Raw genomic sequence first — 13,676 nt, 5'->3', positions numbered from 1 at the left:
GAGCGGGTGAAGGTGTAGACTGCGGCCCCCTTGAAGACGCTTCTGCTCGCCGAGAGCCACCCCCCCACGCTCGAGCACCTGAAAGGCCTGCTCTCCCAGGCTGGGTACACCGTTCGCGCGGTGAACGATCCGGTGACGGCGCTGGAGCACTTCGCGGCGGACAACCCGGATGTCGTGGTGTTGTCGGTGGACCTTCCACGCGTGGAAGGCGCCCACGTGGTGCACCTCATCCGAGGCCACGGCCAGGGCGGCAGGGTGCCCATTGTCGCCATCGACAAGGGACACCTGGGACGTGCGCGGGGCGTGAGCTCGGTGCTGGACCTCAAGGTGAACGCCTACGTGGCGGACCCGCTCAAGCCGGGCGAGCTGGTGCCCCGGCTGGAGTCGCTGGTGCGCGCGGCGCAGGCGGTGCCACTCACCGGGCTGGCGGCCACGTTGTCCCGGCCCGCGGTCAACTCGGGCGAGCTGAAGGGGCACCCGCTGCCCGCGCTGTTCCACTCCATCTACCGGCTGCGCCGGGACGGCGTGCTCGTGGTGGCGCACCGGGGCTTGAGCCGGCGCGTGTACTTCCTGCGCGGCGGGCCCGTGAGCTACGACTCCACGGCGAAGGCGGACTCGCTGCCTGGCTACCTGCTCGCCCGGAGCGTGCTCAACCCGCAGCAGGCGCAGCGGGTGTCGGAGGCGCTGGACTCCGGGCTGCGCATCGGCGCGGCGCTCGCGGACGCGGGCGTGGAAGCGGCGGGCGAGGAGCTGCTGCAGTTGTTGCGCGACTACAACCGGGACCGGGTGGAGCGGGTGCTGGGGATGCGCGAGGGCCGCTACGCCTTCTACGCGGGAGACGACTTCACGTCGGAGGTCGCGTCGGTGGAGGTTCCGCCGCTGGCGCCGGTGCTGGATGGCGCGCGCCGCTGCTTCACCATGAAGGTGATGGCGGCCTCGCTGCGGGCGCACATGGGGGACTACCCGGTGCGCTCGCAGGAGTTCGGGCGCGACCTGCAGGCCATGGGGCTGGACACGGATGACCTGAAGATTGCGATGCAGGTCAACGGCCGCATCGCGCTGAAGGACCTGCTGGCGCACGGGCGCGGCGAGCTGCGCATGGCGTACTCGCTGCTGTGGTTCCTGAAGCTGACGGGAGGGGTGACGTTCTCCTCGACGCCCGTGGCCACGGGCACGGATGTGCTGTCCGCGGCGGTGCTGCCGGACCGGATCGCCCCGCGCAAGCGCAAGGCCCTGCCGCCCGAGACAGCGGCCTCGCTGCGCGAGGAGGCGCTGCGCATCATCACCCGCAGCTACTTCGGAGGGCTGGGCCTGGACATCGCGGCGGACGCGGAGGCGGTGGAGCGCGCCTACCACGAGACGGCGATGCGCTTTCACCCGGACACCTACGCCGAGTTCGACATCTCCGACCTGAAGGACCTGCTGGAATCGGTGCAGGACCGGCTGTCCGCGTCGTACCGGGTGCTGAGCGTGGAGGAGAAGCGCAAGGCCTACCTCCAGTACCTCTTCAGCCGGATGGACGTGGGGCGGAACACGGCGGTGGTCGTGGACGCGGAAATCGTGCTGCGCCGGGGCGAGTCCGCCCTGAAGCGCCGTGACTTCCCGCTGGCGGCGAAGTCCTTCGAGGAAGCGGTGTCGCTCAATCCGGACGAGCCGGAGTATTACGCGTACCTCGCGTGGGCCACGTACCAGATGCCCACGGGGGCGCCGGTGGTGCGGGCGCAGAAGGCGCAGCAGGTGCTGAAGAAGGCGCTGTCGCTGGGGCCGTATGTGGAGCGGTTGCACATCATCTCGGCCATCATCGACATGGACCTGGGGGACGCGCCGCTGGCGCGAAAGAAGCTGCAGCGGGTGCTGGAGTACAACCCGTACTCCCAGCTCGCGAAGGCGGCGTTGCGCAAGGTGGGGCGCTAGCGATGCGGACGGTTCTCTTGCGGTTGTTGCGCTATGCGCGCCCGCATTTCGGTGTGCTCCTGCTCGCCTTCATCGGCATGGCGGCGGTGGGACTGACGACGGGCGCATACGCGTACCTCACGGGCCCGGCGCTGCGCTTCCTGTTGTCGGGCGGTGAAGCAGGGTTCGCCAGCGCCCAGCGCGTGCCCTGGCTGGCGGACCTGCCTCGCGACGCGGCCCTGTGGGGCTTCCCGCTGGTGATGGTCATCGTCGGCGCGGCGAAGGGCGTGGGGTACCTGGCGCAGTTCTATTTCATGGGCCTGTTCGCGCAGCGCGTGGTGAAGGACCTGCGGCGCGACCTGTTCCAGCGCCTCACCGCGATGTCGCCCGCCCAGCTCGCGCGCGAGCGAATGGGCGACTTGCTCAGCCGGTTCTCCTCGGACGTCAGCGCCGTGGAAGCGGCGGCCATGTACACGGTGGGCTCGTACCTGCGCGACAGCCTCCAGGTCATCATCCTGGCGGGGGTGGCGCTGTCCATGAGCCCGATGCTGGGCGGCCTGATGTTGCTGGTGATTCCGCTGGCGGCGCTCCCTGCCTCGAAGCTGACGCGCAAGGTGCTCAAGCGGACGCGGGAAGGCCAGACGCAGCTCGGCAACCTGGCGGGGCAGCTCCACGAAGGGCTGGGCGGTCTACGCACCATCCAGGCCTTCAACGGGCAGGAGGCGGAGCTGGCGCGCTTCTCCGCCTTCGCGCAGGCGCATGAGAAGGCGGTGGTGAGCGCGGCGTGGGCGCGGGGCGCGGTGCCGGGGCTGATGGAGGTGCTGGCCGCGGCGGCGCTGGCGGGCGCGCTGGCGTATGCGGTGAGCGCGCGGCTGATGGAGCCGGAGGCGCTGCTGTCGCTGCTGACGGCGGTCATCCTGGTGTACCAGCCGGTGAAGGACCTGGGTCGGGTGACGCAGTTCGCGGTGCAGGCGGGCGCGGCGGGCGAGCGGCTCTTCGCGCTGCTCGACATGAAGCACCCGGTGGAGGACGCGCCGGACGCGGTGCCCGCGCCGCCGCTGTCCCGGAGCATCCAGTTCGAAGGCGTGCGCTTCGCCTACGGAGACCGGCCCGCGCTGGACGGCCTGACGCTGGAATTGAAGGCAGGGCAGGTGACGGCGCTGGTGGGCGGCAGCGGCGGAGGCAAGAGCACGGTGACGTCGCTGCTGCTGCGCTTCGAGCGGCCGCAGAAGGGCCAGCTCTTCCTGGATGGCGTGGACGCGGACCGGTACACGGCCACGAGTGTCCGGGCCCAGTTCGCGCTGGTGACGCAGGAGCCGCTGCTGTTTCACGGCACGGTGCTGGACAACCTGCGCTACGCGAGGCCGGACGCCACGCGGGAAGAAGTGGAGGCGGCGGCGAAGGTGGCGCACGCGGACGGCTTCATCCGCGCGCTGCCCGAAGGTTATGACACGCGCATCGGCGAGCGGGGCGTGACGCTCAGCGGCGGCCAGCGTCAGCGGCTGTGCATCGCCCGCGCGGTGCTGGCGCGGGCGCCCGTGCTGGTGCTGGACGAGGCGACGAGCAGCCTCGACCCGGAGAGCGAGCGCGAGGTGCAGGCGGCGCTGGCGGCGGTGCTGCCGGGGCGCACGGCGCTGGTGATTGCGCACCGGCTCTCCACGGTGGTGAACGCGGACGTCCTCAACGTGATGGAGGCGGGGCGCGTCGTCGAGAGTGGCTCGCACGCGGACCTGCTGAAGCGGGACGGGCGGTACGCGGCGCTGTGGAGGATGCAGACGGAGGGCTCCTCGGAGCGGGGCGCGGCGTGAGCCGACTGACGGCAGTGGCGGGGAAGGGGCTCCGGGCCGTCCTGGGCTTGGTGCTGCTGGTCCTGGGCTACGCGGGCTTCTTCGCGCTCTCGGCGTCCATGGCGCGCTACCCGGTGGTGCTCCCGAAGGACGATGCGCCCCGTTGGGCGCGAGGGGCCTTTCACGTCCACACCACGCGTTCGGACGGCCGAGGCACACCTGAAAAGGTGGCGGCGGCGGCCAGGGCCGCGGGCCTGGACTTCGTGGTGCTCACCGACCACAACGACTTCGCGCTCCGAGCGCCGACCTACGTCCAGGGCGTGCTGCTGGTGCACGGCGTGGAGATTTCGACGTCGGACGGGCACCTCGTGGCCTTCGGCATGTCGCGCCCGCTGGAGGGTGTGCGCGCGTGGATGCCGCCGGGGGACGCGGTTCGCGCCGTGGCGGCGGCGGGAGGCACGGCGGTGCTGGCCCACCCCGTCCAGAAGCGCAACCCCTGGAAGGACGAGGCAAGCGCGAAGGAGGTGCCCGGCTTCGAGCTGTACTCGGCGGACACCTTCTTCCGGAACGCGGTGCGCAACCCGGTGCGCCGCCTGGTGCCCGCGGTGGGGGCCTCACTGACCAACCCGGTGCATGGTGTGATGCTGCTCGTCGCACCGGAGCCGGAGCCCACGGCCCGCTTCATGGAGCTGTCGCGTGAGCGGCCGCGCGTGGCGTTCTGCGCACATGACGCCCACGGCCTGCCGTCGTACCGGGCCGTCTTCGAGTCCCTGGCCATATACCTGCCGCCAGCGCAGGTGCCCTTCCCATTGCCCCCGGACGCGGAGGACGCGGCGAAGCAGGTCGGCCGGGCCCTGGGCGGTGGTCAGGCCCTGTGCGCCTTCCGCGCGCTGGGGGAGCCTGGGGGTTTCGCATTGGATGGGCTGGACGATGTGCGGCGTGAAGCGCATGTAGGCGACATTCTGACCGTCCGGCTACCGGGGCTGCCCGACGCGGAGTCGGTGCAGGTGCGGGTGTGGGGAGGCGCTCGCCTGAAGGCGGATGGCCGGTCCGTCGAGCTGACCGAGCCGGGTGTGGCGCAGGTGGAGGTGTGGGTGCGGGCTCCCGGGCGCTTCTTCGGGACGGAATGGCGACCCTGGCTGGTGCCGAGCCCCGTGCGCGTGCTGCCCCGCGGGCCGGGCATCTGATAGACGGCGCGAAAGCCGCCCATGCGCGTCCTCTACGTCCTCGCCACCTACCTGCTCTTCGCGGTCCTGTTCCCGGTGCTCGCACTGCACCGGAAGACGCGCCATGGGCTGAAGGAGCGCCTGGGCTTCTATGGCCCGGACAGCCACCTGCCTCCCGGGGACGGGCCCATCCTCTGGCTGCATGGCGCGAGCGCGGGAGACTTGCTGGCCCTCTCGCCGATGTTCGGCCCGCTGCGGGCTCGCTTCCCGGGCTGTCGCCTGGTGCTGTCGACCATGACGGACAGCGGCTACGCGATGGCGAAGGGCCGGCTGGCGAACGACATCGACGGGGTCGTCTACGTCCCCTACGACCTCTGGGGTGCGACGCGGCGCGCGGTCCGAGCCATCCGCCCGGACGTGTTGGTGCTGGAGTACACCGAAATCTGGCCCAACCTCATCCGCGCGGCGAAGCGGGGTGGGGCGCGAGTGGTGATGACGAACGGACGCTTCTCGCCAGCGAACGTGGGGAAGTACCAGACGCTGTTCCGCCTCATCGGCAACCCGCTGCGGGATTTGGACCTCCTCCTGATGCGCGAGGAGGAAGAGGCCGTCCGCGCGCGGCAGCTCGGTGCCAGGCCGGACTGGGTGAAGGTGACGGGGAACACGAAGTTCGACGCGCTCGCCGCGGGCCCGGCGCCCGAGGACGAACGCCTGCGCGCGGCGCTGGGCCTGACGCCGGGTGAGCGGGTGTGGATTGCCGGCAGCACACACGAGGGCGAGGAAGCCCCGCTTCTGGGCGTGTACGCGCGGCTGCTCAAGCGGTGGCCGGACCTGCGGCTGGTGATTGCCCCCCGGTACGTGGACCGGGCGGCGCGAATCGTGGCGCTCGCGCGCGAGGCGGGGCTGAGCGTGGGGCTGCGCTCGCAGGGCAATCCGGAGCGGGGCCAGGTCGTGGTGTTGGACACCATCGGTGAGCTGTCGAGGGCCTACCGGCTGGCGACGGTGGTCTTCGTCGGCGGCTCGTTCACGATGCGCGGCGGGCAGAACATCCTGGAGCCCGCGGGGCAGGGGAAGCCGGTGCTCTACGGGCCGCACATGGACAACTTCCGGGACAGCGTGGCGTTGCTGACGGGGCAGGGCGGGCTCCAGGTTCAGGACGCCGCGGCCTTGGAGCAGGCGCTCGTGTCGCTGCTCGAGTCACCTTCGCGGCTCGCGAGCCTGGGCGCCCGGGCGCTGGAGACGGTGGGCCGGATTTCGGGCGCCAGTGAAAGGAACGCGGAGGCGATGACGACGTTGTTTCCGCACGGGAGGCCGGACCCGCGATGACGCTCATCGTCCATCCGCATTTCCACCACCGCTACACGGGCGTGACGCGCCACGTGGAGACGGTGGTGCCCGCGCTCGTCCGGGACTCGGGCTCGGAGACGCGCGTCATCGGCTCGGGCTTGAGTGAGGGGCTGCCCAGAATCACCTGGCCGGAGCTGCTCCGCCGGCTGCGCCGCGAGCCCGTGGTGTGGCATGCGCACCGGAACAACGAGCTCCTGGTGGGCATGCTGCTGAAGCTGCTGGGCCGGGAGGTCCGCCTCGTCTTCACCCGGCACACCTCGATGGCGCCCAGTGGCTTCACCCGCTTCATCGCCAGGGGCGCGGATGCGCTCGTCTCGTTGACGAAGCAGGTCGCGGACGTCATCGCGCTGCCGTCCACGGTCGTCTCTCACGGCATCGACCTCACGCGCTTCCACCCGCCCGAGGACCGGGACGCGGCGTGGCGCAAGCTCGGCCTGGGAGGGCGCTACGGCATCGGCGTCATCGGACGCATCCGGAAGGAGAAGGGGCAGGGGGACTTCGTGCAGGCCATCCGCCCGCTGCTGCCCCAGCATCCTGACTGGCAACCCGTCCTGGTCGGGCTGGCGAAGGGGCCGGACCTGGACTGGCTGAATCAGCAGATGGCGGGCATCGAGAGCCGCATCGCGTTGCCCGGCGAGCAGTCCGTCATCGAGCCCTGGTACCAGGGGCTGAGCGTGCTGGTGCACCCCTCGTACGCGGAGGGTTATTCGCTGGTGCACGTGGAGGCCATGGCCTCGGGCTGCTGCGTGGTGGCCTCGAAGCTGCCGTACCTGGACACGCTCATCGAGCACGGCCGCACGGGCTTCTTCTTCGAGCCCGGAGACGTTCAGGGGCTGCGCGCGCTGCTGGACATGCTGATGCGGGAGCCCGAGCGCGCCAGGGAGGTAGGCCGTAACGCGGCCGAGGAGGCCCGGCGGCGGTGTGGCGTGGAGCACGAGGCGCGAGCCCTGGCCGACGTGTACCGGGCCGCCGGGGAGCGCTGACCGGATGCGAATCCTCCACCTGCTCGCGAGTCCCTTCTACAGCGGCCCGGCCGAGAACGTGGCGCTCCTGGCCCAGGCGCAGCGCGCCGCGGGGTGCGACGTCACGGTGGCGGTGGACCGTCGGCGCAAGGAGGTGCTGGCCGAGGAGCCCGCGGCTCCGCGCTTCGAGGAGCTCGACCTGCTGGACGAAGGGGGCATGGAGCTGTCGGTGAAGTCCCCGCCCTGGCGGATGTGGCGTGACCTGCGCCGCTTGAAGGCGCGGACGGTGGATGTGGTGCACTCCCACTTCAGCCATGACCACCTGCTGGCGAGGTGGGGACGGCCTGCGGGGGCCATCCTGGTGCGCTCGCTGCACGCCCCGCGCTCATTGCGCTCCTCGCTCCCGGCCGCGGACGCCTACACAGTCTCGGCGCGCGCCCTGCTTCCCCGCCTGTTGGAGAAGGGCGCGACGGCCCAGGTCCTGCCAGCGCTGGTGGACGCCCGGTTCCATCCGGCGCCGGACGCGCGGTCGCTGCGAGCAGCGCTCGGGCTCGAAGGCACCCCCCTCATCGGAATGGTCTCCACGTTCCAGCCTTCACGCCGGCACGCGGTGGGGGTGGACGCCTTTGCCCTGTATCGGAAGCAGCGTCCCGGGGCGCGCCTGGTGCTTGTGGGGGACGGCGGCCTGCTGGAGCAGACGCGCGAACAGGCCCAGGGCTTGGGACTGACGGATGCCGTCACGTTCGCGGGCTACCAACAAGGGGACGCCTTCGCGCGGTGGCTGCGAGCGCTGGATGAGGTCTGGCTGCTCGGCCTGGGCAATGACTGGAGTGCCCGCGCGGCGGCCCAGGCTCGTGCGTGCGGTGTCCGCGTGGTGGCGGTGGACGAAGGCGCCTTGCCGGACCTGGCGGACGCACGGGTGGAGGCACCGACGCCTGAAGCCGTTGTCGACGCGGCGCTGTCCGACCAGAGGGCGCCCGTGCGGCACCCGACGAACGAGCAGATTGCCGCGGAGGTCCTCGCGCTCTATGCGCGAGCGAGGCGCGCCCCGTGACGTCTCCGGAGGCCCCCACCGCCATCGAGCGGGTGTTCTACCCGTCTTCGCCGGAGCCCTGGGGCCGCCGTGCCCTGCTGTCGCCGCTCACGTTGGTGTCGTGGACGTATGCGGCCGCCGTGCACGTGCGGGGGGCGCTCTACGACGCGGGACTGCTGCGCGCGGAGCGGGTGGAGGGGCTCAAGGTCATCTCCGTGGGCAACGTCAATGTGGGGGGCACGGGAAAGACGCCCGCGGTGCTCCACCTGGCGGAGCAGTTGGTCCAAGCGGGCCGCAAGGTGGGCATCCTGACGCGCGGGTATGGCCGCGCATCGCGTGAGCCGCTGACCTTCCTCGGGACGGAGCCGCTTCCGTCCTCGGAGTTCGCGGGCGATGAGCCGCTCCTGCTGGCGCGTCGCTGTCCCCAGGTCCGGCTCTTCGTGGGCTCGGACCGGGTCTCGAGTGCCTACCGCGCGCGGGACGAGTTCGGCCTGGACACGGTGCTGCTGGACGATGGGTTCCAGCACCGCCGCCTCGCGCGAGATGAGGATTTCGTGGTCGTGGATGAGTCCGTGGGGCTGGGCAACGGCCACATGCTTCCACGAGGGCCGCTGCGTGAGCCCCCTGCGTCACTTCGCCGCGCGACGCTTTTCTGGCTGAGGGCGCCCGCCACGGCGGCGGAATCCGCTGTGCTCCCTCTCACGAAGGCCGAGGACACGCTCGGCGGGTGGTTGCCCTCGAGCCCGGGGATTCCCAGGGTGAGGACGCGCTATCGGCCCACGGCCTGGGTGGACCCGGAGGGCAACCTCCATCCCGTGTCAGCGCTCACGGGCCAGCCGGTATTCGCGCTGGCGGGCCTTGCCCGGCCGGGGGGCTTCCTGAAGACCCTGCAGGCACTCGGGACGGACGTGCGCAACGCCGCGTTGTTCCCGGACCACCATCGCTTCACGGCGGACGAGCTGCGCGACGTCCAGGCTCGAGCGGCGCGGCAGGGCGGCCGAGTGGTGACGACGGAAAAGGACGCGGTGCGTCTGCCGCCGGGCTTCGAGGCCTGGGTGGTCCGCCTGGGGGTCGAGGTCCTGGAAGGCGAGTCCCATCTGCGGCGGGCGCTTGGCTTGGAGGATGCACCGCGCGGCTTGTGAGGTGGGGACGCCTGTGGGACAAACCGCCGCCATGGCCGCAGTCTCGCCCGCTCGTTCGATGCCGTCGCTCGCTCGCCTGCCGCACGCGTTTGCCCGCCGCAAGGTGTTGCTGGTGGGCGACCTCGTTGCCGACCACTACATCTACGGACAGACGGACCGGGTGAGCCGGGAGGCGCCCGTGCTCATCGTCCGCTACGAGTCCGCGGAGGTGAAGCTCGGAGGCGGCGCCAATGTGGCGGCCAACGTGCGAGCCCTGTCCGGGCAGGTCTCCGCGGTCGGCGCGCTGGGCCAGGACGAGATGGGCAAGGAGCTGCGCCGCCTCTGCGCCGAGTCAGGCATCCAACTGGACGCGGTGAGCGGCCGGGGCATCGAGACGGAGACGAAGACGCGCATCCTGGCCGGTGGGGTGAGCACCACGCGGCAGCAGATGTTGCGGCTGGACCGGAGCCTGCGAGGCGCGCTCCCCCCGAAGATGCGCAAGGCGCTGGCGCGGCAGGTCGAACGCTCCGCCCAGGACGCGGACGCGGTGGTGGTGTCCGACTACGGCGCGGGTGTGCTGGGGGACGAGGTGCGCGAAGTGCTGCGTCGCCTGGCTGCGGACGGCATGCCCGTGTGTGTGGACAGCCGCTATGCCCTGTCCTCCTTCTCGGGGCTCACGGTCTGCAAGCCCAACGAGCCGGAGCTGGAGGCGCTCGCGGGGCGCCCCGTTCGGAGCCAGGAGGACATGCTGGAGGCGGGGCACGCCGCGTTGAAGCGACTGGCGTGCCGCGCGCTCCTGGTGACGCGAGGCCGCCATGGCATGGCGCTCTTCAATGCGGACGGAGGCGTGGACTTCATCCCCGTCCATGGCGCGAAGGCGGCGGTGGATGTGACGGGCGCGGGAGACACGGTGATTGCGACGTTCGCGCTGGCGCTGGCCGCGAAGGTTTCGTTCGGCGATGCGGCGCGGCTGGCGAACGTGGCGGGCTCGTTGGTGGTGCAGAAGCCGGGCACCGCGACGGTGTCCCGCGATGAACTGCTTGAAGAGCTTCGGAGCGCGAGATGAGCACCCTCGAGAAAATCCAACCGCTCGCGAAGGTGGCGGAGGAGCGCGAGCGCTGGCGGGCCGAAGGACGCACGGTGGCGCTGGCCAATGGCGTCTTCGACCTGCTGCACGTGGGGCACGTCCGCTACCTGGAAGGGGCCAGGGCCCTGGCGGACGTCCTCGTGGTGGCGGTGAACTCGGACGCTTCCACCCGGGCCTACAAGGGGCCCGGCCGGCCCTACATCCCCGAGGGCGAGCGGGCGGAGCTCGTCGCGGCGCTGGCCTGCACGGATCGGGTCATCGTCTTCGACGAGTCCAACGTTCGCGTCATCATCCGGGCGTTGAAGCCGGACGTGCACGTGAAGGGCACGGACTACACCCCGGACAGCATCCCCGAGGCCGATGAGGTCCGCGCCTATGGCGGGCGAACGGCCGTCTCCGGAGACCCGAAGGACCACAGCACCACGGACCTGGCCCGGCGGCTGGGCCGCGAGGGCACGGGTTAGCCGGTGTCATGGATTTCCGCGGAGGTGTGGGCCGTCCTGGGCTGCCCTCACTGCAAGGCACCGCTTCAAGCGCGGGCGGCTCCAGCTCGAGTCTCCTGCGAGCCGTGCCGCCTGAGCTGGCCCGTGGAAGTGGGAATCCCCAGGCTGACGCCCGAACACGCGGTGGTGGAGCCTCCCGTGTCCGGGACGTGAACCCTCAGGAGGAGAGGCTCGCCGCGAACGCCCGGACCTCTTCGGCGGCCCGCTCCTCCAACCCCTGCCTCCTGGCACCATCGACCAGGGGGGTGAGGTCCACCATGCGGTGGGGGGCGTACGCATGGCCCCAGCGCTCCATGTCCATCCGTAGGAAGAAGGCCAGCGTGGGGGCACCCACCGCGACGGACAAGTGCATGGGCCCCGTGTTGTTGCAGAGGGTGAACCCGGCCGCGCGCATCAGGGCGGCCAGTTCGTCCAGGTTGCTCGCGGGCGCGAACTCGGCGCCAGGGGCGGCATCCACCACCTCGCGTGCCAGTGCTTCCTCCCCAGGGCCCCATGTGACGATGGGGGTGCGCCCCAGCGCCACCAGTGCCCGAGCCGCGGCGGCGAAGGCCGCGGGTGGAATCCGCCGAGGTCCCAGCCGCCCACCGGGATTGATGACCGCGAAGGGTTTCCCGGCCAGGGCGTCCAGATAGGCGCGGATGGTTGGACCCACGGTGGGCTCGCGGAAGGACAATCCGCGCGCCACCTCGCCGTTCGTCAGCGGGGTGAGCAGGTGCGTTCGTTGAACGGCTTCGTTCCGCGTGTCCGTGCGCGCGGGGACGGGCAGGGAGTGCAGGCGGGACACCGGCCAGAGGTCGGGCCCGATGACGACAGCCTCGGGGCCCGCGAGCCGGGACACGAGCGCGCTCGTGACTGAGGGAGACTCCCAGTTGGCGCAGTCGACCACGACGTCATACCGGGCGCGTCGCAGCGCGGCGATGCCAGGCGCCAGGGGCCCCATCCAGATTCTGCGCCGGTCGAAGGGAATGATGACGTCCGCGTCCGGGTGCCCGTTCAGGGCTCGAGCGACCTTCGCGTGCACCAGGACGTGAACCTCGGGCACGGAGTGGAGGTGCGCCTTGAGGGTCCGCATCAACGGCGTGGTGAGGAGCGCCTCGCCCACGCGGTTGTCGGGCCGCACGAGCAGCACCTTTCGAGGAGCAGGAAGTGGGGTGCCAGGACGCCGCCGGCGGCCCGGGCGCCACAGCAGGGCGGACGCCACGAGCGCCAGTGCCAGCTTCGCCCATGATTCGAGCCGCTTGTGCCAGGACATCTCGCGGCGGGACCCTACACAGAACTGGAGGCGGTGCAAGCGCGCGGCTTGACCTCGGACCCGAAAGCCCCTAGCAACCGCCCAATGTTGAAGAGCATGACGGGGTTTGGCGCGGGCCGCGCGCGCGTGGGGGACGAAGAAGTCTCCGTGGAGCTGCGCTCGCTCAACCACAAGTTCTGTGAAGTGAAGGTTCGGCTGCCGCGGGAGCTGTCGTCCCAGGAACCGCTGGTGTCCAAGCAGGTGAAGGACCGGCTTGCCCGAGGCTCGGTGGAGTTGCTGGTGAAGCGGCACGCCCCCACCTCGTCGGGGACGGTCCCCACCGTGGACCTCGGATTGGCGCGGGAGTACGTGCGCGCGTTCCGGGAACTGGCTGGCGAGCTGGGACTCCCGGGGGACGTCGCCTGGTCGCAGGTGGCGAACCAGCCCGGCGTGGTCCGCCTGGAAGAGAAGGGCGTGGAGCTGGACTCCGCCTCCCAGGCGCTCCAGGCGGCGCTGGACCAGGCGCTCACGGCGCTGGAGAAGATGCGCCAGGTCGAGGGTGAGGCCATCTACGCGGACCTGGATGCCCGGGTGAAGCTGCTGGAAGGGTGGAGCAAGGAGGTGGCTCAACTCGCTCCGAAGGCCGTGCAGGAGTACCAGCAGCGGCTCACCGACCGGATCGCCGAGCTCGCGAGCGGCGTCGCGGTGGACCCGCAGCGGCTGGCCCAGGAAGTGGCGCTCTTCGCCGAGCGCACGGACATCGCCGAGGAAGTGACTCGCCTGGCGAGCCACCTGGAGCAGTTCCGGGCCCTCATGGCCAGCAACGAGCCCGCTGGCCGCCGAATGGATTTCCTCGTGCAGGAGATGCACCGCGAGGTGAACACGACCGGCTCCAAGAGCCAGCACGCCGAGCTCTCCGTGCGAGTGGTGGCGATGAAGGCCGAGGTCGAGCGCATCCGCGAACAGGTGCAGAACGTCGAATGAACGAGAATACCGTGCTCTCGCCTGGCTTGTTGCTCGTGCTCTCCGCTCCTTCCGGGGCGGGGAAGACCACCCTTGCGCACCGGCTCCTCAAGGAGACGCCGGATGCAGTGTTCTCCATCAGCGTCACCACCCGGAGGCCTCGGGGGAAGGAGCGCGAGGGGGTGGACTACAACTTCGTCGACGTCGCGACCTTCCAGTCGAAGATCGAGCGCGGCGAGTTCGTGGAGTGGGCAGAGGTCCACGGCCACTTCTATGGAAGCCCCCAGTCGGTGGTGGACGAGGCGCGTGCCCGAAAGAGCGCGGCCATCTTCGACATCGACGTGCAGGGCGGGCAGGCCATCAAGCGCAAGCACCCGGATGCGGTGACCATCTTCGTGCTGCCGCCCTCCATGGAGGAACTGGAACGGCGCCTGAGGGATCGTCAGACGGACTCCGACGAAACCATCCGGCGCCGGATGCTGGCGGCTCGTTCGGAGATCGAGCGGGGCATCGCGTCCTACGATTACGTCGTCGTGAATGACGACATCGAACGTGCCTACGGTGAGCTGCGCTCGGTGGTGGT

General features: G+C 70.8%; 12 protein-coding genes (1 of these 12 only partly in view). 11 read left to right on the top strand and 1 reads right to left on the bottom strand.

Annotation, left to right across the window (positions count from 1 at the left end; all coding sequences use genetic code 11):
* The first annotated feature begins 30 nt into the window (after positions 1–30).
* From KGD87_RS12945 to KGD87_RS12905, 9 genes are read left to right on the top strand one after another with little or no spacing between them, the layout of a single operon-like run.
* Positions 31–1,914, top strand: a complete 1,884-nt coding sequence (locus tag KGD87_RS12945; RefSeq protein WP_284667746.1) for a DUF4388 domain-containing protein — start codon at positions 31–33, stop codon at positions 1,912–1,914.
* Positions 1,915–1,916: 2 nt separating this feature from the next.
* Positions 1,917–3,701, top strand: a complete 1,785-nt coding sequence (locus KGD87_RS12940) for an ABC transporter ATP-binding protein (RefSeq protein ID WP_284667745.1) — start codon at positions 1,917–1,919, stop codon at positions 3,699–3,701.
* A 5-nt stretch (positions 3,702–3,706) separates the two neighbouring features.
* Positions 3,707–4,867 (top strand): PHP domain-containing protein, encoded by a 1,161-nt coding sequence (locus KGD87_RS12935; protein WP_284668632.1) that lies wholly within the window; start codon positions 3,707–3,709, stop codon positions 4,865–4,867.
* A gap of 21 nt (positions 4,868–4,888) precedes the next feature.
* Complete coding sequence (locus KGD87_RS12930; protein WP_284667744.1) at positions 4,889–6,172, top strand: 3-deoxy-D-manno-octulosonic acid transferase; 1,284 nt, start codon at positions 4,889–4,891, stop codon at positions 6,170–6,172.
* Entirely contained in the window at positions 6,169–7,176 is a 1,008-nt protein-coding gene (locus KGD87_RS12925; protein WP_284667743.1) for a glycosyltransferase family 4 protein, read from the top strand. The genes KGD87_RS12930 and KGD87_RS12925 overlap by 4 nt, the downstream gene beginning before the upstream one ends.
* Before the next feature lie 4 nt (positions 7,177–7,180).
* A complete protein-coding gene (locus KGD87_RS12920) occupies positions 7,181–8,209 on the top strand; it encodes a glycosyltransferase (protein WP_284667742.1) in 1,029 nt (342 codons plus the stop codon).
* Positions 8,206–9,330 carry a tetraacyldisaccharide 4'-kinase gene (lpxK, locus tag KGD87_RS12915; RefSeq protein WP_284667741.1) on the top strand — a complete coding sequence of 375 codons (1,125 nt, stop codon included), beginning with the start codon at positions 8,206–8,208 and terminating at the stop codon, positions 9,328–9,330. Before KGD87_RS12920 ends, lpxK begins: the two co-directional genes overlap by 4 nt.
* 31 nt (positions 9,331–9,361) lie before the next feature.
* Positions 9,362–10,375 (top strand): bifunctional heptose 7-phosphate kinase/heptose 1-phosphate adenyltransferase, encoded by a 1,014-nt coding sequence (locus tag KGD87_RS12910; RefSeq protein WP_284667739.1) that lies wholly within the window; start codon positions 9,362–9,364, stop codon positions 10,373–10,375.
* Positions 10,372–10,860, top strand: a complete 489-nt coding sequence (locus KGD87_RS12905) for an adenylyltransferase/cytidyltransferase family protein (protein WP_284667738.1) — start codon at positions 10,372–10,374, stop codon at positions 10,858–10,860. The genes KGD87_RS12910 and KGD87_RS12905 overlap by 4 nt, the downstream gene beginning before the upstream one ends.
* A 196-nt stretch (positions 10,861–11,056) precedes the next feature.
* Here KGD87_RS12905 and KGD87_RS12900 read toward each other — a convergent pair whose 3' ends face one another.
* A complete protein-coding gene (locus tag KGD87_RS12900; protein WP_284667737.1) occupies positions 11,057–12,151 on the bottom strand; it encodes a glycosyltransferase family 9 protein in 1,095 nt (364 codons plus the stop codon).
* 84 nt (positions 12,152–12,235) lie between these two features.
* Here KGD87_RS12900 and KGD87_RS12895 point away from each other — a divergent pair, with 84 nt between their 5' ends.
* The gene (locus tag KGD87_RS12895) at positions 12,236–13,114 is read left to right on the top strand and encodes a YicC/YloC family endoribonuclease (RefSeq protein ID WP_284667736.1); all 879 of its coding nucleotides are present in this window, start codon (positions 12,236–12,238) and stop codon (positions 13,112–13,114) included.
* A protein-coding gene (gene gmk / locus KGD87_RS12890) for a guanylate kinase (RefSeq protein ID WP_284667735.1) crosses the window boundary here: on the top strand, positions 13,111–13,676 show its 5' portion. It continues 64 nt past the right edge of the window; the window shows 566 of its 630 coding nt (coding positions 1–566); the start codon lies at positions 13,111–13,113; the stop codon falls past the right edge of the window. The genes KGD87_RS12895 and gmk overlap by 4 nt, the downstream gene beginning before the upstream one ends.

The organism is Myxococcus sp. SDU36 (assembly GCF_030168875.1).
In the GTDB taxonomy this organism is placed as follows: domain Bacteria; phylum Myxococcota; class Myxococcia; order Myxococcales; family Myxococcaceae; genus Myxococcus; species Myxococcus vastator.
The sequence above is the reverse complement of the archived record's forward strand: the minus strand, read 5'-3'. Positions and strand labels throughout refer to the sequence as shown.